Source organism: Vibrio sp. 14N.309.X.WAT.E.F5 (genome assembly GCF_030397615.1).
Lineage (GTDB): Bacteria > Pseudomonadota > Gammaproteobacteria > Enterobacterales > Vibrionaceae > Vibrio > Vibrio lentus.
In genome coordinates this window covers 305142-325295 of sequence record NZ_JAPNXR010000003.1, presented here as the reverse complement: position 1 = coordinate 325295, position 20154 = coordinate 305142, and the positions used below count along the sequence as shown (strand labels likewise).

Below are 20154 nucleotides of genomic sequence, written 5' to 3'. Positions count from 1 at the left end.
AATGAATGAATCATAAATAAAGTTCAAGAATGAACTCAATATTTCACTGAGAGGTGTCAAATGAACAGCACACTTTTTCTTACAGGCTTCGGCGTGTACGTATGTTTTTTAATTTGGTTAGGCTGGTTTGTCTCGCGTAATCAAAAATCTGGCGAAGATTTCTTATTAGGTGGCCGTGGCCTACCTATGTTCTTAGTACTTGGTACAACAGTAGCGACGATGGTCGGTACGGGTTCAAGTATGGGTGCGGTTGGCTTCGGCTACGCAAATGGCTGGGCAGGTGCTCTGTACGGCATTGGTGGTGCGATAGGCATCCTATTACTTGCACTTTGGTTTGCTCCGGTTCGTAAACTGAACTTCATGACCATGAGTGAAGAACTGGCTTACTATGTTGGCGCTAACCGCATCGTGAAAAACGTTGTAGGTGTACTGATCTTTGTCGCTTCAATTGGTTGGTTGGGCGCACACATTCTAGGTGGCGGCATGTACCTAGCGTGGATTGCAGACATCGATCTCAACCTAGCGAAAATCATTATTGCTGCAGCATTCACTATTTACGTGGTGATCGGTGGTTACACAGCGGTTGTGTGGACCGATACCATTCAAGCGATCATTCTTTTTGCTGGTTTCATCTTGATGGCAGTAATGTCAGTTGATTACATCGGTGGCATGGATAACCTTTACGCAGCGATGGACCCTGCTGCTACAAGCTTTTTAGCAATCGATAAACTGGGCCTTCTGCCTGCTGTGTCTCTGGCTGTGGTTATTGGTGTGGGTGTTCTTGCGACGCCTTCATTCCGCCAACGTATCTACTCAGGTAAAGACGTATCAACGGTTCGTCGCTCATTTGTTGCATCGGGTGTGTTGTACCTTTTCTTCTCAATCATCCCTGCAATCATTGGTATGGCAGCACATGCGATTGACCCATCATTGGATAACGCGAACTACTCGTTCCCTTATGTTGCTGCAACGGTTCTTCCGGTTGGCGTTGGCATGATTGTTCTTATCGCGGGTCTTTCTGCAACCATGTCGAGCGCAAGTTCAGATGCGATAGCAGGTGTTTCTATCCTACTTCGTGATGTTTACGTGATGTTCACTGGCCGCGTACCAAACAAAGAGTCAATGGTGAACTACTCTCGCTTGGCACTGATTGTGGTGATTGGTTTTGCACTGTTGTTCGCACTAACGTCAAACGACATCATTGGCTACATCACGAAAATGATTTCAACCGTAATGTCGGGCATGTTTGTGTGCGGTATGTTGGGTCGATTCTGGAAACGTTACAACTGGCAGGGTGCTCTTGCTACGCTAGCGGGTGCATCTGTGGCTTCATTTGTCGTCATGCTAAACGCAGACTACACGGCTTTCTGGGGCAACCCTGTGATTCCTTCTTGTCTAGTGGCTCTAACGGCTGGTGTGCTGGTAAGCCTATGTACTCCGGCTAATCAAGTAACACCAGAAATGGCGAAAGCAATTCTTGATGACGAGCGCGCTCTGATGGAAATGGAATTGTCAGACTCAGGTGTACTTGAAGAAGACGCGTCTTCTCAACGTCCTGCAAATCAAACAAGCTAATCTAAAACGCTCCACAGCGAGTTAGTACCACAAATTCAGTACAACAAGTTGTGGAGTGGTTTAGCTAGCTCAGGCTCTGCTTCTCGGTAGGGCCTTCTTCCCCATTTATCTCTCTATTTTAGGATCTGCTATGCCTGCATCTTCTAACTTCAATATTGCGTTCTTTGGCGAGTGCATGGTCGAAATCAGCGGCTCTCCATTAACCAAAAAATTCGGCGGTGACACACTCAATACCGCACTTTACCTTTCTCGCTTAACCCAACATCAAAACCTCTCTGTTCATTACGCGACAGGCCTTGGCAGTGATGAACTGTCTCAAAATATGATTGATAGTTGGCAGCTCGAAGGTATTCAAACCAATTTCGTTGAACGCATTGCGAACAAGCTGCCTGGACTCTACATGGTCGAAACCGATGAAGCGGGTGAGCGACACTTTCATTACTGGCGCAACGATGCGGCAGTAAAATCTTACTTCCATGCTAATGACTTGAATAAGCTTGAAATCGCTCTGACAGAGAAGCAAGTCGACGCGGTTTACATCAGCGGTATCAGTATCGCGATATTGGATGACGCCTCTCGTGAGCGCCTATTCAAAGTCATTAGTGTGTTCTCAAACCAAGGCGGCAAGGTGATTTTTGATAACAACTATCGCCCGCAACTTTGGAGCACCGAGCAAGCTCGACATTGGTACGCCAAGTTACTGCCGCTGGTGGACATCGCCTTGATTACCGAAGATGACGATCTACTTGTCTGGGGGAACTCAGAGAGCGTTCAACAACGCTGCCTCCGTTTGGGGTGCCAAGAGATCGTCATCAAACGTGGCTGCGAGCCATGCAAGATTGTTCAAATTGAACAGGACGATATTGTTGAGAATTATGTTTCAGCGACTCGTGTTTCTAACGTGGTCGACACCTGCGCGGCGGGCGATTCATTCGCCGCGGGTTATTTAGCTGCGCGTCTTACTGGCGAGAGCGCCACCGACGCAGCTGAACTTGGCCACCAACTGGCTTCAATCGTTATTCAATACTCTGGCGCAATCATCCCCGTGAGCGCTATGAGCCAACTGATTAAAAAATAAAAAGCGGAATTATTATGTCTCAAGAAATGATCAACAAACTTAAGCAATTCAAAGTTATCCCTGTTATCCAAATCAACAAGGTTGAACACGCGATTCCACTGGCAAAAGTGCTGGTAGAAAACGGCCTACCAGTTGCTGAAGTCACATTCCGTACTGAAGCGGCAGCAGACGCGATTCGTGCGATGCGCGATGCGTATCCAGAAATGTGTATCGGTGCCGGCACAGTATTAACGCCAGCGCAGATCGACCTTGCGAAAGAGTCGGGCAGCGAATTCATTGTGGCTCCGGGCCTGAATCCAAACACCGTAAAACGTTGCCAAGAAATCGGCATGCCAATCGTTCCTGGCGTAAACAACCCAAGCCAAGTAGAGCAAGCGCTAGAGCTTGGTCTTAACTTCTTGAAGTTCTTCCCTGCAGAAGCGTCTGGTGGCATCAACATGGTGAAGTCTCTGCTAGCGCCATACGTTGATGTGTCTTTAATGCCAACAGGCGGTATCGGTAAACACAACGTCAATGACTACCTAGCAGTGGATCGTGTGGTGTGCTGTGGTGGTACTTGGATGGTGTCGCCAAAAATGATCGAGAACGAGCAATGGGATGAGATTGCAGTATTGGTTCGTGAAGCGGTCGCTCTTGTTAACGAGCAATAAGCTTTTGAACTAGCGATAAGCTTGAAGCTCGCAACAATTTTTTTTTAACTAGTGAGAACAAGCTTTCGAATCAGAGATAACGAGCAACAGCAGTGGCTGATGGTTCTGTTTTGTGAATCGCCTCCGATAAACAAAACAGAACCATATTTATATAGGAAAACTAATAATGAAAAAAACTATATTATCCCTATTGATTTCAGGTTCAGTAGTGTCCCCAATGGCGTTAGCAATGGCTCCAAATACCGATCTAAATTTAATGCCGTACCCACAAACGGTCGAGCTGCAAGCTGGGCAAGTTAAGGTCGACGGTAACTTCAAGGTTTACATCAAAGGCTTTAATTCTGATCGCGTTGAGTACACGGCGAAACGCTTTATTGATCGCCTTGAGCGTCAGACGGGTGTGCCGATTCTAAATTGGCAGGTTGATAATGAAGACGAAGCGAACCTGATCATTGATATCGACGCGGCACCAAAGTCTGAAGTACAGAACATCGACTCTGTAGAGTCCTACAAAATTACCACTCAGGGTGAACAAATCACGCTGAGCTCTCCAAGCCCATACGGCACTATTCACGGCATCGAAACCCTTTTACAGCTCGTTGAAACCACAGCGACTGGCTACCATATTCCTGCCGTCACGATTGTCGATGAGCCTCGTTTCCGCTGGCGTGGTGTTTCTTACGATACTTCACGTCACTTCATTGAATTCGATGTGCTGATTCGTCAGTTAGATGCGATGGCGTCGGCGAAGATGAACGTATTCCATTGGCACTTCTGGGACGACCAAGGCATCCGCATTCAAACGGAATCTTGGCCGCGTCTGTGGTCAGAAACCGCTGATGGTAATTACTACACCAAAGACCAAGTTCGCTACTTAGTTGAATACGCGCGTAATCTTGGTATTCGTGTTATCCCTGAGGTCTCTCTTCCGGGTCACTCTTCTGCCGTGGCTCACGCTTACCCGCGTTTGATGTCGGGCGGTGAAGGGCAAAACTACGAGCAAGAAAGAGGGTGGGGCGTGTTTGAACCGCTCATGGATCCACTTAACCCTGAAGTCTATGAGATGCTTGGTGATGTGTTTGATGAAGTGACCGAGCTGTTCCCTGATGAGTACTTCCACATTGGTGGCGATGAGCCGAATTATGCACAGTGGAAAAACAGTGAAAAGCACCAACAGTTCATTGAAGAGAACAATATCGATGGCGAGCGTGGTCTGCAGTCTTACCTCAATGTAAAAGTTGAGAAGATGCTCGAAGAGCGCGGTAAGAAGATGACCGGTTGGGATGAGATTTGGCATAAAGACCTGCCGACTTCCATCGTGATTCAAAGCTGGCAAGGGCACGATAGCATTGGTCGTGCGGCGAAAGAGGGTTACCCAGGTATCCTTTCTACGGGTTATTACCTAGATCAACCTCAGCCGACGAGCTACCACTATCGCAATGACCCAATGCCAACTGGCATCACAGTTGACGATAAGCTGCACAGCGGCGAAAAGTTCGTGACGTATCAATGGGAGAAGCCACGTTCAAAAGGCGGCCCACGTAAGGGAACACTGACCATCATTGAAGCGAAAGACGGCACTTTCCGCGCATTCAGTGATTACAACGGCAAGTCTCGTGAAGAGATTTACATCCTTAATTATGTGCCGGGTAAAACCTTCGTTGGCCACTTCGATAACTTCATGTCGTACACCGAATTCAACCTAAACTTGAATCAAAAGGGTTTTGCCGAAGGCAGTTACCAATTGGTCGGTAACGTGCGTTGGCCAACCACAGGTGAAGTGATTGCGAGCAGTGATGTTGAAGGCAGCGTGATTCCTGAACCAAATGGTGGTTACCCAGCAGAATTAACGGATAAAGAAAAAGAGCTTATCTTGGGCGGCGAGATCACCATGTGGCTAGAGAACAAAGACAGCCTCACGGTCGAAAACTACCTATGGCCACGCAGCTATGCGATTGCAGAGCGCTTCTGGTCTGATGCAGAATTGACGGACGAACGCAGCATGTACAAGCGCATGAAAGCGATGGATACATGGTCTGAAGTGTCGGTTGGACTTCGTCATCATGCGGATGCTGACATGTTGTTAAAACGCATTGCCAGAGGCCAAGATATTCACGACTTGCGCGTGCTTGCCAAGTACACCGAGCCAGCACAGTACTATGCACGTAACTGGGAAAAGTGGAATTCTACTGAACCTAAGGGCACTTTATACAGCCAATACGAGCGCCTAAATCGCTTTGTTGATGCGCTGCCAGTAGAAAGCTACGCTGTGTATGAGATGCAAGATTTGGTCAACGAAGTCGCGACGGGCAATCAACAAGCGCTTGAGCAACTTGCAGAGCATTATCAACAAGCCAAAGCGGCTGCACTCGCTGCTAAAACTGTCTTCGCAGGTAATGTGTCTTCGGTAGATACTGTGGTTGTCGCAGAGAAAACCGCGGAAGTCGCAGACTTGGCGTTAACCTTGATTGCTAAAGCACAAGCGGGTGAGAAAATTCGAGCATCAGATGCGAACGCCTATCAAGCGATACTGTCTGAGTCAGCGAAGATCTACGACGAATCTATCATCGCGATTGTTCGCCCGACAGAGCTCTTGTTGAAGCAGTTAGCTGAGTAAGCCGTTAACGGATTAGCGAACAAGTCACACGCCAATAAGTGAATCAAAACCGCCCTCTGTGGGCGGTTTTTTAGTTTTAGCTTCTCAATAGAGTGTGAATTCTAAGCTTTACGTAAGCGATTACTTACTATCACTATTCTGTAGGGTTAACGTGAATGTCATGCCTTGATCTGGGTTGTTCTTGGCTATCAAGGTACCTTGCATATCCCGTACATTGTTTGCTGTGATAGCCAGCCCGAGTCCTAAGCCTTCGCCCATCTTTTTGTTGGTATGGAAGGGTTCGAAAATCGTTTCGAGTTGGTCTTCTGACACGCCACAGCCATTATCTTGCACCTTGATGATCACACGTTGTTGATCGGTATGTGCGCTGATAACAATGGTTGCGGGTGTTTGATTCTGCGTAGCGTCCACAGCGTTTCTAAGTAAGTTGCCAAGCACTTGGCGAAGTCGTGCTTCTTCTCCCATCACCATCGAAATATTGGAAGCGACACGCACGCGAATATCGACGTTGTCTAATTCGGCTTGGTGAATTCGTAGGGTTTCTTGCAGTGCGTCGGTGAGTGAAACTGGATAGGGCTTCTCAAGCCTTTTAAAGGCGAACGACTTTAATTGACTGGTCATATTAGCCATTCTGTCGATGAGGCTCATGACTAAGTCCATGTTCGCTTTTAACATCTTGGTCTCGCCTCTTTCCATCAGCAATTGATTACTTGAAAGCAGGGTTTTTAGACCAGTAAGCGGTTGATTCAGCTCATGAGTGATCGCACTCGACATCCGCCCTAATGCGGCAAGTTTGCTTGATTCCACCAATTCTTGCTGCGCATCTTTGAGGTCTTGGGTTCGCTCTTCTACCCGAAGTTGCAGCGTCTTATTGGCGTTTTGAACCGCAATTTCTGCTTTCTTACGCTTGCTGATGTCGATTACGGTACACAGGTAATAAGGCGTTGAATACCAAGGGAATGAGCTAATAGAGAACAGCACAGGGAAGTAGCTGCCATCACTGCGTCTTGCCATGGTTTCGACGCTGGTGATCTCGGCCAGTTCTTGGTGTTGTTCCAAGTTCTTGAGTAGCTGTAACGTGGTTGAATTTGGGTTGCCTGCTTCAAATAACTGCCACGCCTTGATGTTGCTGATCATCGAATCAGAAAGGCAAAAGTAGTTCTTGGCCATCAGGTTAATATCGTGGATATGGCCATGCTTATCGATCAGAACCAGCCCTACGTGGGTTTTATTGATCATTCCAGACAGTCGTTTTTCTGACTCTTCGATGAGCTTTTGGATTCGCAGATTACTGAGTTTTTTCTGACGTCTTTGATAAAGAATAACCAGCAACAGCAGAATGAAAAGACAGCCAACCGCCACACTCCAGCTGATCCAGTTAGTGGTCTGGTTGAGGCTGGTTAATGGCGTGAGGTAGGTTAAACGCCAATTAAGGTCATCTAACTTGATTGACTGAATCAAGTAATCTTTATCTTGCAGTCGCCACACGCGAATATGGGTTTGGTCGTACAGCTCGCGTTTTGTCGTGCTTGGTTGTGAGTTGAACGTGTCGTTGAACCAGTCAGCGCTCAGTCGTTTATCACTCGAGAGAAAGAACTGATCGCGAGGGTTCTGGAACAGGATCGCTTCACCATCAGCAAACCATTGATCGGTTAATAATGACAAATCGATTTGCACCGCGACAATACCGACCACATCGGAGGCTCGATAAACGGGCGCGGCAATAAAGTAATCGGGTGTCACGCCTTTATTTTTAGTCACCACCGAAATCGCACCACCTTGCTGGTGGATCTTAGAGACAATCGTGCTGGCGTTCTTTTTACTCAGTTTGCTTCTTTCGACACTCGATACCAATAAATCACCTTTGCCAGAAAGCAGATACCAGCCCTTGGTGTTGGCCGCTTTATCCAGTTGAATCAGCTGCTTCTTAATGCGCTTTTCGAGGCGGGCTTCACCCTCAATGAAACGCACACTGGTTTCATCGTTCGTCACTAGGTAGGGCAGATAATAGAAGCGTTTCAGGGTGCGTCTGGCTTCGGCAATGTATCCGAGGAAGCGCTGTTCTGCATAGCGTTGGGCTTGTTCGAGCTTCCATTGGCTTATACCACTTTTGGTGGTTACCTGAACCAAACCAATTAATAAACAGGCACATAGGAATAACCAATATCGATTGTTATTCATCATTGCTGATCAAATCCTTTTAAAACTAGTGACTTGAGAAGGTTTTCTGTTTGCTTTTTAAGCGAATGGAGAGTGAGACAAGTTGAAGCTAACAAACATTATAAAACTGTTAAAGGAGTGTTATTCAAAGTGGGAGCTAGCTCCTTTTCGTCTGCGGATTTTTTACATACCGTGGGCGACATTATTCAGAGGTAAGTGGCGGAACCAAACCATGCAGCGTATAGCTTTGATTGAAGATGATGCAATTGTGCGTCAAGCAACCAGCCAATGGTTACAATTAGCGGGCTTCGATGTCACCGCATTTGAGGTTGGGCAAGATGCGTTAAACGCGGTAGAGCAGGGTGATTTCCAAACCATCATCACCGACGTTCGTTTACCTGATATAGACGGCGTTGAGTTGCTTGCGCGATTTAAGCAGTTAGTACCTGAGGTGCCTGTCATCTTGATCACTGGTCACGGTGATGTCGATATGGCCGTGAAAGCGTTACAGCAAGGCGCGTATGATTTCATTGAAAAGCCATTCGACCCTGAGCGTCTGTCTCAAACGGTTTCGGAAGCGGTCGACAAACATCAAAGTGGCCAAGACAGAAACAGTCGTCAGAACTATCTGGATAACCTGAAGGGCATTGAAGAGGTGCTGATTGGTCGCAGTAAAGTGATGTGTGAATTGCGAGAGCAAATACAAAAAATCGCCTCGATTGATACCAATGTGATCATTTATGGCGAAACCGGCTGCGGTAAAGAGCTAGTCGCTTCTTGTTTGCATGAGTTTAGCCTGCGTAAAACCCATCCGTTTGTACCGCTTAACTGTGGCGCAATCCCAGAAAATCTCTTTGAAAGCGAGCTGTTTGGACACGAAGCTGGAGCATTTACTGGTGCGGCCAAACGACGCATTGGTAAGCTTGAATTTGCCGACAAAGGCACGGTGTTCCTCGATGAAATAGAGAGTATGCCGCTGTCGATGCAGGTAAAAGTGCTGCGCACCTTGCAAGATAATGTCGTCGAACGCGTGGGGGGGAATCAGCAACAACATGTTGATCTACGAGTGGTCTCTGCTTCGAAAAGCGATCTACTGAATCATCCCGATTTTCGCCAAGACCTTTTCTATCGTTTGAACGTTGCCCAACTGCATTTACCTCCCCTTAGTGAACGAGAAGACGATGCTTTGATCCTTTTCGAACACTTCACTCAAGAAGCGAACAGTGAAACCCGAGTTGCCAGTGAGGCCGATCGCTATGCCTTGTTGTCGTATGCGTGGCCGGGCAATGTGCGTGAACTGCGTAATGTCGCGATTCGTTTCGCACTGGATGAAAGCTTAACGGTAGGAGACATCTTGGCGTGCCGTCCCAATTCTGTCACAGAGTCCACAACGGCAGGGATTCCGTTGGCGGTTCAAGTGCAGAGTTTCGAACGTAAGGTGATTCACGATGCGTTAGTGCGTTATCAAGGGCGCATTAATGATGTGATGCAAGATTTGGATTTACCCCGTCGAACATTGAACCAAAAGATGGTGCGTTATGCGTTGAACCGAAGCGATTATGTCGATTCGTAAGTGATGATGAGATTAGAGAGGCTGTCTGAATCAATGAGCAAAAAATGGCTCATCATATATTTATCATTTTATAAACATTGATCACGCAAATGTAACACAGTGTGACTTGGCCACCTTTAAACCGATGTTATTCGTGGTTTGGGATAAGCAAAAAATAGCTCATTGATTCGTAGTCAAATAAGCAAGAAATGGCTTATTTTAGGTGCCCTTTGAAATAAATATCAATTAAAACAGTAACTTGAAAATTGGCATTGTGCTTGCTATCTAGCAATTGTTGTTAACAAAACTATAACGTGAATAACTCTACATGGAGAGTAACAATGAAATACAACAAGCTAGTTAAAACTTTAGCAATCGCAATGGCCTCTATCGGCCTTATCAGTAACGCCTCAGCTCAAGAAGATCGCAGCTACATTTTAGCGACGGCCTCAACGGGTGGTACTTACTATCCAGTGGGTGTGGCTTTAGCGACATTGAGTAAAGTTAAGCTTGCGCCAAAGCAGCACTTTTCTTTGGCGGCTATCAGCTCTGCGGGATCGGGCGAGAATGTGAAACTTCTCAATGAGAACGAAGCACAGTTTGCCATTCTGCAAGGTTTGTATGGCGCGTGGGCGTGGCAAGGGCTTGGTCCATATGAGAAGTCAGGCAGTCAAAAACAACTGCGTTCAGTCTCTATGCTATGGCAAAACGTTGAACACTTTATTGTGCGTTCTGATCTGACAGAAACGGGCACCATGAGTGATTTAGAAAATCTAAATGGCAAGAAATTCTCTATCGGTAAGAAGAACTCAGGTACAGAGAATTCAGGACGCCAGATCATGCAAGGCCTGTCGGTTAACCCAGAACAATTTAAACTTGCCTTTATGGGTTACGGCGGCAGTGCCAGCGCACTACAAAATGGCACCATCGATGGTATGAATACGCCCGCTGGCGTGCCTGTTGGCGCGGTAACTCAAGCGTTTGCAGCCTTGGGTGAAGACATTCAAATCCTGTCGTTTACTGATGCGCAAATCAAACAAGCGAACGGCGATTACAATATCTGGACTAAATATGAGATCCCTGCAAATACTTATCCAGGTGTTGATAAGCCGATCACCACTATCGCTCAACCCAACTTCCTAGCGGTTCGTGAAGACATTTCTGAAGAAGATGTTTATCAGCTGACTAAAGCTATCTATGAAAACCTACCTTTCCTACAAGGTATCCACAAAGCAACCAAAGCAATGGCTCTCGAGAAAGGGATCGCAGGTCTGCCTGTTCCACTTCACCCGGGCGCTGCACGTTACTACCAAGAAGTGGGCATCGATGTCCCTTCTGAGTTGATCGTTAACTAACGGCTTTCGCCGAATGACGGTTTACGTTAGTTAAACAAAGACACCCTTCGTGACTTAATTGCTTGGTGCACGTTCGCTCAAGAATGTGTTCGTGCACCTCCTCACTTTATGGATTGTCTCTTCGTGTTTGCTGCGGAGAGCAGGAGTTTTCTATGAGCGATTCGCTGCAGCAGGAACTGAAAAAATTTGAACTGCCGACCCGAACGGATTTTCCGTGGGTGGGCAAAGCGATAACGACAATGGGAGTAATCCTCTCCCTATTACACATTTGGTTTAACACCTTATCTACTTTGCCTGAGCTTTGGATCTCGGCGACCCACTTCGCCGGTTTTGCGATCATTTGTGCGCTTTGGTATCCCGCCCATATCTCACTGAAAAAAAGCAAAATTGCTCTGGCGGTAGACATCGGAATTGCCTTGGCGGCTCTAGCTTGTCTTATCTACATTCCCTTTGCAGAAGATGCCCTTTATGAGCGAGGCGTGAAGTTTATCGCCAGTGATTGGTTCTTCTCTATCTTGGCGATTGCCATCGTTATTGAGCTGATTCGTCGAACCATGGGCTGGTTTATTCCGGTGCTTATCTTAGTGTGTTTGAGCTATGTGGTACTGTGGGGACAATGGACCAGCGGCATCTTCCACTTCCCGGGTCTAAGCCTTGAAACACTGCTTTATCGAAGCTTTTACTCATCAGAAGGGATGTTCGGTTCTATCTCAAGAATCAGCTGGACCTTCGTGTTTATGTTCATCCTATTTGGCGCATTCTTAGTGCGTTCGGGTGTCGGTGATTACATCATTGATGTGTCTCGCGCAGCAGCTGGCAAAGTGATTGGTGGCCCGGGCTTTATCGCGGTGATTGGTTCTGGCTTGATGGGATCGGTGTCTGGTTCGAGCGTAGCAAACACCGTATCGACGGGTGTGATCAGTATTCCTTTGATGCAAAAGGCCGGCTTCCCTTCGCGTTTCGCGGCCGGTGTTGAAGCGGCCGCATCGACGGGCGGGCAGTTGATGCCACCAGTGATGGGTGCGGGGGCGTTTATCATGGCCTCTTACACGCAGATCCCTTATGTCGACATCATTGCGGTTTCCTTCTTACCTGCGCTTATCTACTTTTTGTCTGTGGCATTTTTCGTACGTATTGAAGCAAAACGCAGTGGCGTGCAAAAAGTCACTTCTGGCTGTGAACCTCTATTGAAGGTATTACTGTCGGGCTGGCACAACCTGATCCCATTAGCGGTGTTGGTGACTCTGTTGGTGAAGGGCTTCACCCCGACTTACGCAGCGGGTATCTCGATTCTGTCTGTCGTGGTGGCTTCATGGTTCTCTAAAAATCACAAAATGGGTCCAAAGGCGATCATCGAAGCGCTTTCTCAAGGCGCAAAAAACATGGCGACAACGGCGGTGTTGTTGGTGGGCATTGGCCTCGTTATCAACGTGATCAGCACGACGGGTATTGGTAACACCTTCTCGTTGATGATCAACAGCTGGGCGAACGGCGACTTGTTGGTGATGATTGCCTTGATCGCATTGGCATCTTTGATTCTGGGTATGGGCTTACCAGTGACGGCGGCTTATATCGTGTTGGGCACTCTGTCGGCTCCAGCTTTGTACAAACTGATTGCTGAAAGCCAGTTGCTCGACTTGCTGGTTTCGGGTCAGTTACCTGAACAGGCGAAAGCTATCTTCATGTTAGCGGCACCAGACAAGTTAGATTTACTGAATGCGCCAATGGCTCTCGAAACAGCCAAAGAGATGATTGCGTTAGTCCCTGCTGACTTTGTCGAAACCCTACTTGAGCAAAGCTTGGGCTTAGAAGCGATCAGCCTTGCACTGCTTTCTGCACACTTGATCATTTTCTGGTTGTCGCAAGACAGTAACGTAACCCCGCCAGTTTGCTTAACTGCGTTTGCCGCCGCGACCATTGCTAAAACACCACCAATGAGAACCGGTTTAATGGCATGGAAGATCGCCAAAGGCCTGTACTTAGTGCCATTGTTGATTGCTTACACCAACTTAGTAAGTTGGGATGTGACCTCGGTTTTGGTCACAGGAGGCTTTGCTATTATTGGTACTTACGCGTTTGTTGCTGCGATTGAAGGTTATCTAGAAAGTAAAATTAATCTGCTGACTCGTGTTGTATTAATCGCGCTGGGTGTGGCATTGGTTTGGCCTGATATTTCCGTCGTGATTCGTCTAGTGTGCGTAGCACTTTTCATTGGTCTCTTTATTCACACGGCTCGTCAATACGATGCTAATCAAGTGAAAAAGGAATCGGAAGATGAGCAAGAATCTTTACCTCAAACCGAACCTGACACTGTCGCGTCTTCCCTATAATTAAAAGGATTGAATGTAGGAATATTATGAACTCAACATACGACTATATTATCGTTGGTGGTGGCATTGTTGGCGTGTCGACGGCATGGCAATTACAGCAAGCTCACCCTGATAAAAGCATCCTTTTAGTCGAAAAGGAGCGTGGCTTTGCGCAGCACCAAACAGGTCATAACAGTGGTGTGATTCACGCTGGCGTTTACTACGCCCCGGGCAGTTTAAAGGCGGATTTTTGTAAGCGTGGCGTAGAGCGCACCATCGCCTTTTGCAGTCAACACGATATCCCTGTCGAAAACTGTGGCAAGCTGTTGGTCGCGACCAATGAGCAGGAAGTAAAGCGCATGAACGCGCTCTATCAACGTTGTCATGATAACGACATTGATGTCGACCTCTTAGATCAAGCGCAGCTGAAACTAGCCGAGCCAAACATCACGGGCTTGGGCGCGATTTATGTCAAAACCACCAGTATCGTGGACTACAAAAAAGTCACCGAAGTGATGGCTCAAGAGTTTGTTGAAGCGGGTGGAAAACTTAGCCTTGGTACTGAAGTGATTATGGCGGATGAGCAAGAAGATGAGGTGCAGTTAACGTGCAAAGTCGATGGTCAGACTCTTCAACTGAACAGCCGATTCTTGATCACTTGTTCTGGTTTGATGGCCGATAGAATGACCAGCATGCTTGGCATTGAAACCGACTTCCAAATCGTCCCTTATCGCGGTGAATATTATCAGTTGGACGCCAAACACAACCAAGTGGTGAATCATCTTATTTATCCGATCCCTGACCCAGAACTGCCTTTCTTGGGCGTGCATTTAACACGCATGATTGATGGCTCCGTAACAGTAGGGCCAAATGCAGTTCAAGGTTGGAAGCGAGAAGGCTATGGCAAGCTTAATTTTAGTTTCAAAGACACTTGGCAGATGCTGAGCTTTGCGGGCTTTTGGAAGGTGACTGCGAATAATCTAAAAACCGGTTTGGTAGAGTTTAAAAACTCGTGGTGGAAGCCGGGATATCTAAAGCTAGTGAATAAATATTGCCCGAGTATTACGGTGTCAGATTTCAAACCTTACCCAGCAGGCATTCGTGCCCAAGCGGTACTCAAAGATGGCACCTTGGTTCATGATTTTCTGTTTGCCGAAAGCCCAAGAAGCTTGCATGTATGTAACGCGCCATCGCCGGCAGCGACTTCGGCAATGCCGATTGGGGAGTATATTTGTGGCAAGGTGATGCGTAAAACCGCAAGCTAATAGCGCTAGATTAGCGAATGTCAGTAATAAAAAAGACCATCATTATGATGGTCTTTTTGTGTTCAATCGTTCATTAAGAACATAATCTAAGAAAACGGTGCATTACGCCATCGACAGGTGCATCATGCTACAGGCAGTAGAGGGAACTGCGATTTCGAAGGGAGACTTCTTCACCATTAAAGCTGTCGTATATATGGATATCGGGTTCAGCCTTAAGATAACGACTAGGATTCTTTACCTCTCTCATCTTGATGTAGTTTCTGTGTGGCGATATCTTTTCAATCGCTTCTACTCGATAGTAAGTGTTGGGTTTAGCGAGTATTTCAGCTTCATCCGGTTTGAACGTGTAAGCATTGATCGCTCGACCTGCTGACTTTAACTCAATTTTGAATTGAGCGGCAGAGGCGCCTTCGTAAACGCCAGCAGACGAAAAATTCTTGGCAACACTCGGTAATGTCGAAGTCGATAAAAAGGCTTTCTCGTGCAGAATATCACCAACATTTAGCTTATCCAGTAGCGTATTTTTTATCGATGAGCCACGGTAGACTGTGCCCTTGTAGTTAGGGAGTTTATTCATGACATTTCGCATATGAAAGACTCGTGACTTCAATGTACGACCAAACATTTCCGACAGATACCCTTCAGGTTCTCCCGCCCGCATGTATTCATTGACCACGTCGTGATCCACTCGGCCATAGTTTTTGATTGCGGAATACTCTTCTGGCACCATCTTTTTTTCTGCGTTGACATGATGAGTGGTAGCCCAGTCCATCAAGTTGTCAGCGATTTGTTGCTGAGCTTCATGGGAGAGTGAACGTCCTTTAAATTCGGCAAACTCTTCTCCGTACGTGGAGTAGCTTGCCAGTAAAGAGAGACAAAACATCCAAAGTATTTTTTTCATTGTTAGCTCCTTAGCTTATGTACAAACGAGAGAGTGCCAAAATGACGCTTCTACTTCTTTGCCTGAATAGAGATTATATTTCTGAGTATTTTTGACGGCAGACGCCTTCACCGTCTCAACGCCGATGTAGGTATGGTTAGAAGTTCGCTCTATCTGGGTGATTCGAAAGTGTGCATTTGGCGCAAATAGAACCTCTGCTTCTTTGCTGTATTCCGAAAGCCCTGCAATGGTGTGACCCCCTTGATTGATCTTTACTTCAAACAGCACTCGCTTGAGCCTTTGTGGGGAGTTGGGATGCACTACCGAAAAGCGCTTAGCGACTTCTGGGAGAGTAGAGGTTGAAGTAAATGCTGGCTCGACCAACACGTCTCCCTCTTCGAGCTTGTTAAGCAGAGATAGTTTTACCCAAGTCCCTCGATAGGCGGTCCCTTTGTATTTTGGCAGCTTGTTGAGAGCCGATTTAACCGTGCGAATGTATTGCCTCGCATCCGCCCCCGCGACACCCCATGTTGAGGTGTCAGTTGCTCTTAGGTAGTCATTAGCGGTCTGATAGCCGGAAATTGAAAAATCTTCCACAGCTTCCTTTTCATTGGCAGTTATGAAGGAGTAGCGCCAACCATTGGAAGCCTTTGACCAGTCTTTGAAGTCTTCTGCTAGTTGGATGATTTCTTCCTCAGAACGGTTTGGCTGTTTGAGCGTATCAAATGGCTGAGAGAAGCTAGCAAAACTCAAACAACAGAGAAGTAATAAAAAACGAATATTCATAGTGGTCGTCCTTTATTGGTATTGGTAGCTGTTTGGGCTTAGGTCGCAAGGAACGCCAAAAGTATTCTGGTTGATTACGGCAGACTGAAGTGCGCGAAACGTATTAAGTTGTTGTCGAGTGACTGCGTCGTACCATTCTGAGATAGGTGAAAGCCAGTACAGATCTTCTTCTTCAGCCACACTGAGAAGAGCGCTCTTAAGGTGCGGATAGTAGATCAAGCAGCTGCGACCCGGTTTGTTGGTAAAGCTTTCATTGGTGCGGCTTAAGCTGTCTAGTTTTTGGTTGAGTTCTGAGGCTGGATTAAACAGTGCCTCAATTGAGCGCTCCAAACGGGCATCATAGCTATCAGGGATAATGTCTGAAATTAGGTATCGCATTAGGTGCGCGGGTAGCATTTCAGAGAATAGAGCGGGAACATCCTCTGATCCAGAAGCGTAATGCCCTGTAGAAATGTGCTGTGAGTGGATGATTGACGTGTAACGTTGGAATTGGCCCACTTGTGAATGTAGCCATTCAATACCGTTGCTGTCTGAGACGCTTATCGCCTCCGCAAGTCGAGTTTTCACTATTCCTTTAGCCAGTTGTAGCGTATTACCTTGCAGGTCCGTAATGTCTAGTGATGAAGACTTGAGTGCTGAGTAAATTAATGGCGCGTTAGTTTCGAGATCGGCACTACCTGGATAAGTAAAACTAAAAAATTCTACTGCTTGCTTGGCCTGCCATTCACTTGCCAGCGCCACAGCGATGAGGCTTTCGAGCTTTTGATAACGCTTTGAGTGTACATTTGCGTATTTGCCCGAATAGTTAGTATGCCAATTGTTGATGTAATGCAGCGACGATTGACGTGATAGGTTCACTGTTTGTAGGTAAGAAGGGCTCCAGCCTGCGCATGAACTGCCACCTGTACATTTACCTCCTAGTTGCGCGGTTGAATCTAACAGCCAATGATAGACCTGCTGTTTATCGAATTCGGCTTGTTGTTTTAGGCGCTGCTGCGCAGAAAAATTCAAGATCTGTTGCTCTAACCAATGCTCCTCGTCTTCTGAGTTCCAGCCATTGGCAATCAAGGTGCTTAGCGTATCGAAAAGAACTCGCTTCACCGCTTCTTTATTCGGCGGATAGATTTGCGCAATAACCGTATCTTCAGATGGATTAAACGGGCGAGTTTCCGCTGGTATCCAAGCATATTCGACACAGCCGCGAAAATTCGGGTCTCCTCCGAGAATACCAATACGGACGCACTTTCTGTAACCGCTTTGGAGAACAATCTCTTTGTTGCGTATTTCTTGTGTGGTCGCAGGGCGGCCAAGAATGCTGCGTGTCATTTCGTCGATAGCGTTTCGTTCCGCTTGCGCCTTGAAGAAGTTATGCATGGTGTCTACAGAGCCTGAACTGAATAGTTGTTCAACGGCGATTTCACCTTGTGTAAACATCTCTTTTTGCAGCTTACTCTTGAGCAAATTGACATGGTTGTCCGCGGTTTCAATGATCTGCGTCTTTGCTGCTAGCGTTCGGGTATAAAGTTGTTCCACAGCGGCTTGGTCAAGGCCAGGAATTTGTCCCGCTCGTAAGGCATCAAGTTTGGCAATAGCTTCATCCAATAGCTGCTGCTGGCAGTGTTGGAGTTTGGCAAGAGCTCGATTGGCTTGGCGCTTTGACGGCACCGCTGGTGGACGGTTATTGTTTTCTTCAACATCTTGTTGAGGGTACAGCTCTGCCAATGCTTGGGCTTCTTCGTTACAGCTTAAGGCAATGTCTGATGCGAAAAGGCGAGAACCTTGATGATCGACTGCAAGCTCGCTAAAGAGGGTTTTGCGCAGTTCATGCTCGACACCTGTAATCAACTCTTCTGCCATGATGGTTTGAGCTTGAACGACTTCTTGATAATGCTGTTGGTATTTGAGTGCAAGATCGGTCGCGAAGCCTTGTGCTACTGCGTTTAACATAGCCTGCTGTTTGGATGCGAGTTCAGCCCAATGGTTTTTGTCTCTCAGATCTTGCTGAGTAATCAGGTCATCATGAACGCGATAACTATAATGGTCACCCGCCGCAATCCTATCCCAACGGCTACTCAATATTTGACGATCGATCTCTCTGGCTGGAAGCTTTAAGACGCCAAACCAATCGACCAACTCCATAACGGTGGCGAACCTATCATAAGAGGTGCGCGATTCGTCCTGAAAGCTATTGGCCACGTCATTTGCCCAAAGGCCGACCGCAACCGCATCACCAATTGGGCCCAAAGCTTCTAACGCGCCTTTTGCCAGGCTACTGGTTGAACGCCCCAAGGTTTCCATTAATCGTGTCGCTTCTACCGGTTCAATTGCAATCGCCGAGGCTGGTCCTGTATCCAGTAATGTGGCGGTTTCTGGGAAAACATCACTGGCTTCAGAGAGAGAGGGTTTTAAGTCGACAATGTGCTCTGGCGATGATGGAAACAGGTTTTCAGGAGTAATGCCTTCACCGAAGGCATCATAGTTTTTCTGTCGGATCTGATGAAAGCTTTCGCTGTCCAAGACGTTATATTCGTCTCCGATGTTACAGACCTGAAAGGCATTGACGTTTGATGAAATCATAGCAGTAATGAGTGCTAATCTTTTTAACTTCATAGGTTTATCCTTATTGTTAGCGAAGTTATATGCTTAATTTAGAAAGCAAAAAGCCTCTCCTTGCCGAGATGGCAAAGAGAACGCTAGGGATTTAGTGTGTTGGTTGATGCGATAAATCGTTGAATCAAGCCTCCTTAGAGGTGGCTTGATTGTTTAACTTCGATGTTGTCAGTAGGGGGAACTGCTTCTCCTACTTAGCGTTAAATGAACACAGGTTTTAACCGTTTATCTTGAACGTGCTTACCGCTTACGGGAGCCTTGTGATGGATGTCCGCAACACTCTGATTAATTTCTCCCGCGACAAGCGTTTGCTCTACCGTCGCGGTGGTTATTTGAGCCTTCGTATCTTCAATAGTGGTGATTGAGTTGCTGGCCTCGTGTTGAAGTGAGGTGATAACGTCTTTAACTTTGGTGGTAATTTGTTGAGTACGGTTAGCGAGGTGGCGAACCTCATCGGCTAAGATGGCAAAGCCAAGTCCTTGAACACCAGCGAGTGCAGCTTCGATGGGGGCATTAAATTTGTACCCCAATGGTTTTCTGTTACTTACGGTTGACGATTTTTTGAAATCCTTCCAATTTAATAAGCTCGTCGTCATGATTAAAATGACAGTTAATCCCGTAAAAGAAATAATGTTTTTTAGTTTATTACTCATAACTAATCCCAATATAAGTAGTGTTTGATTTGTATAATTCAGGATTGTCCCTGTTGAACTGAAAACAAAACTTATAAAATGCACGTATAAACTCGAATAATTTATAGATAATATACATCCGTTTGATATATGCAATATTTATTATATGTATTGGTTGTCTGTTTTTATGATTGTGTGGAGTGCTGGATTTAATTGAACCAGTTCTTCTTTATGTTGTTGATCTGGTCTTACTTGTTGTTTTTGTTGGCTATGTTTTTGCTATCGCTTACTCCTTTTCTAGTATTTACCCTCTTTTATTATATGGGTATGATGTTGAGCTTCGTTAAATAAGTAATTAAATGAGTGTTTGTGAAATTATATTTAAATAGACGTTTGGATTTGTGCGATAGGTATTTGTTTAACGGGTTAGAGAGCAATAGAATAAGCATTAACTAATTAAGTGATCGCTTTATTATTCGTGTTGGTTATTTATAGAATTGAATATAAGGTAGGCGTTTTGGGATTAAGGGATTAAAATTCCTTAATTAAAATATAACTTTTTATTTATATTTAGAGATGCTTAATTAGATTTTGGTGAAGTAACTATTTTCATCTACATCTACACTTACGTTACCACTGAAAAAAACGCAGCCAGTTCAGCTGCGTTATGTTTTTTTCCTAAGTG

Annotated in this window: 13 protein-coding genes; 8 read left to right on the top strand and 5 right to left on the bottom strand. The window is 46.2% G+C overall.

The genetic code is table 11. The features are described from left to right. The first annotated feature begins 60 nt into the window (after nucleotides 1–60). From OW495_RS05830 to OW495_RS05815, 4 genes are all read left to right on the top strand, one after another. Nucleotides 61–1575, top strand: coding sequence for a sodium:solute symporter family protein (locus OW495_RS05830; protein WP_065111643.1), 1515 nt, complete (start codon nucleotides 61–63; stop codon nucleotides 1573–1575). A gap of 130 nt (nucleotides 1576–1705) precedes the next feature. Beyond that, nucleotides 1706–2653, top strand: coding sequence for a sugar kinase (locus OW495_RS05825; RefSeq protein ID WP_102364540.1), 948 nt, complete (start codon nucleotides 1706–1708; stop codon nucleotides 2651–2653). 14 nt (nucleotides 2654–2667) lie between these two features. After that, nucleotides 2668–3303: a bifunctional 4-hydroxy-2-oxoglutarate aldolase/2-dehydro-3-deoxy-phosphogluconate aldolase gene (locus OW495_RS05820; protein ID WP_017084927.1), complete on the top strand. Its 636-nt coding sequence runs from the start codon at nucleotides 2668–2670 to the stop codon at nucleotides 3301–3303. A gap of 166 nt (nucleotides 3304–3469) precedes the next feature. After that, nucleotides 3470–5920, top strand: coding sequence for a family 20 glycosylhydrolase (locus OW495_RS05815; protein ID WP_289885547.1), 2451 nt, complete (start codon nucleotides 3470–3472; stop codon nucleotides 5918–5920). A 120-nt stretch (nucleotides 5921–6040) separates the two neighbouring features. Here the strand turns inward: OW495_RS05815 and OW495_RS05810 are convergent, their stop codons facing one another. Continuing rightward, complete coding sequence (locus OW495_RS05810) at nucleotides 6041–8104, bottom strand: ATP-binding protein (RefSeq protein WP_289885546.1); 2064 nt, start codon at nucleotides 8102–8104, stop codon at nucleotides 6041–6043. Nucleotides 8105–8312: 208 nt separating this feature from the next. Between OW495_RS05810 and OW495_RS05805 the strand changes: the two genes are divergently transcribed. The 4 genes from OW495_RS05805 (at nucleotide 8313) to lhgO (ending at nucleotide 14561) form a co-directional block, all read left to right on the top strand. Further along, on the top strand, nucleotides 8313–9653 hold the full coding sequence (locus tag OW495_RS05805; protein WP_102512926.1) for a sigma-54 dependent transcriptional regulator: 1341 nt from the start codon (nucleotides 8313–8315) through the stop codon (nucleotides 9651–9653). 320 nt (nucleotides 9654–9973) lie between these two features. After that, a complete protein-coding gene (locus tag OW495_RS05800; protein WP_048610053.1) occupies nucleotides 9974–10987 on the top strand; it encodes a TAXI family TRAP transporter solute-binding subunit in 1014 nt (337 codons plus the stop codon). A gap of 152 nt (nucleotides 10988–11139) precedes the next feature. Further along, nucleotides 11140–13317, top strand: coding sequence for a TRAP transporter permease (locus tag OW495_RS05795; RefSeq protein WP_102512925.1), 2178 nt, complete (start codon nucleotides 11140–11142; stop codon nucleotides 13315–13317). A gap of 26 nt (nucleotides 13318–13343) precedes the next feature. Continuing rightward, nucleotides 13344–14561 (top strand): L-2-hydroxyglutarate oxidase, encoded by a 1218-nt coding sequence (gene lhgO, locus OW495_RS05790; RefSeq protein ID WP_102512924.1) that lies wholly within the window; start codon nucleotides 13344–13346, stop codon nucleotides 14559–14561. 127 nt (nucleotides 14562–14688) lie between these two features. On the opposite strand, the gene OW495_RS05785 is transcribed toward lhgO, so the two are convergent. The 4 genes from OW495_RS05785 to OW495_RS05770 all read right to left on the bottom strand — a co-directional run bounded on the left by OW495_RS05785 (nucleotide 14689) and on the right by OW495_RS05770 (nucleotide 19490). Further along, complete coding sequence (locus tag OW495_RS05785) at nucleotides 14689–15462, bottom strand: ADP-ribosyltransferase (protein WP_102327994.1); 774 nt, start codon at nucleotides 15460–15462, stop codon at nucleotides 14689–14691. 15 nt (nucleotides 15463–15477) lie between these two features. Then, entirely contained in the window at nucleotides 15478–16227 is a 750-nt protein-coding gene (locus tag OW495_RS05780) for an ADP-ribosyltransferase (protein ID WP_102518275.1), read from the bottom strand. Nucleotides 16228–16239: 12 nt separating this feature from the next. Beyond that, nucleotides 16240–18837 (bottom strand): hypothetical protein, encoded by a 2598-nt coding sequence (locus OW495_RS05775; protein WP_289885535.1) that lies wholly within the window; start codon nucleotides 18835–18837, stop codon nucleotides 16240–16242. A 200-nt stretch (nucleotides 18838–19037) separates the two neighbouring features. Next, the gene (locus tag OW495_RS05770; protein ID WP_102512922.1) at nucleotides 19038–19490 is read right to left on the bottom strand and encodes a methyl-accepting chemotaxis protein; all 453 of its coding nucleotides are present in this window, start codon (nucleotides 19488–19490) and stop codon (nucleotides 19038–19040) included. Nucleotides 19491–20154: the final 664 nt, after the last annotated feature.

Excerpts from the sequence above, each read along its gene's own strand:
- lhgO (WP_102512924.1), top strand. The coding sequence starts at position 13,344 with ATGAACTCAACATACGACTATATTATCGTTGGTGGTGGCATTGTTGGC.
- OW495_RS05820 (WP_017084927.1), top strand. The coding sequence starts at position 2,668 with ATGTCTCAAGAAATGATCAACAAACTTAAGCAATTCAAAGTTATCCCT.
- OW495_RS05805 (WP_102512926.1), top strand. The coding sequence starts at position 8,313 with ATGCAGCGTATAGCTTTGATTGAAGATGATGCAATTGTGCGTCAAGCA.
- OW495_RS05800 (WP_048610053.1), top strand. The coding sequence starts at position 9,974 with ATGAAATACAACAAGCTAGTTAAAACTTTAGCAATCGCAATGGCCTCT.
- OW495_RS05825 (WP_102364540.1), top strand. The coding sequence starts at position 1,706 with ATGCCTGCATCTTCTAACTTCAATATTGCGTTCTTTGGCGAGTGCATG.
- OW495_RS05795 (WP_102512925.1), top strand. The coding sequence starts at position 11,140 with ATGAGCGATTCGCTGCAGCAGGAACTGAAAAAATTTGAACTGCCGACC.
- OW495_RS05770 (WP_102512922.1), bottom strand. The coding sequence starts at position 19,490 with ATGAGTAATAAACTAAAAAACATTATTTCTTTTACGGGATTAACTGTC.
- OW495_RS05775 (WP_289885535.1), bottom strand. The coding sequence starts at position 18,837 with ATGAAGTTAAAAAGATTAGCACTCATTACTGCTATGATTTCATCAAAC.
- OW495_RS05810 (WP_289885546.1), bottom strand. The coding sequence starts at position 8,104 with ATGATGAATAACAATCGATATTGGTTATTCCTATGTGCCTGTTTATTA.
- OW495_RS05815 (WP_289885547.1), top strand. The coding sequence starts at position 3,470 with ATGAAAAAAACTATATTATCCCTATTGATTTCAGGTTCAGTAGTGTCC.
- OW495_RS05780 (WP_102518275.1), bottom strand. The coding sequence starts at position 16,227 with ATGAATATTCGTTTTTTATTACTTCTCTGTTGTTTGAGTTTTGCTAGC.
- OW495_RS05830 (WP_065111643.1), top strand. The coding sequence starts at position 61 with ATGAACAGCACACTTTTTCTTACAGGCTTCGGCGTGTACGTATGTTTT.
- OW495_RS05785 (WP_102327994.1), bottom strand. The coding sequence starts at position 15,462 with ATGAAAAAAATACTTTGGATGTTTTGTCTCTCTTTACTGGCAAGCTAC.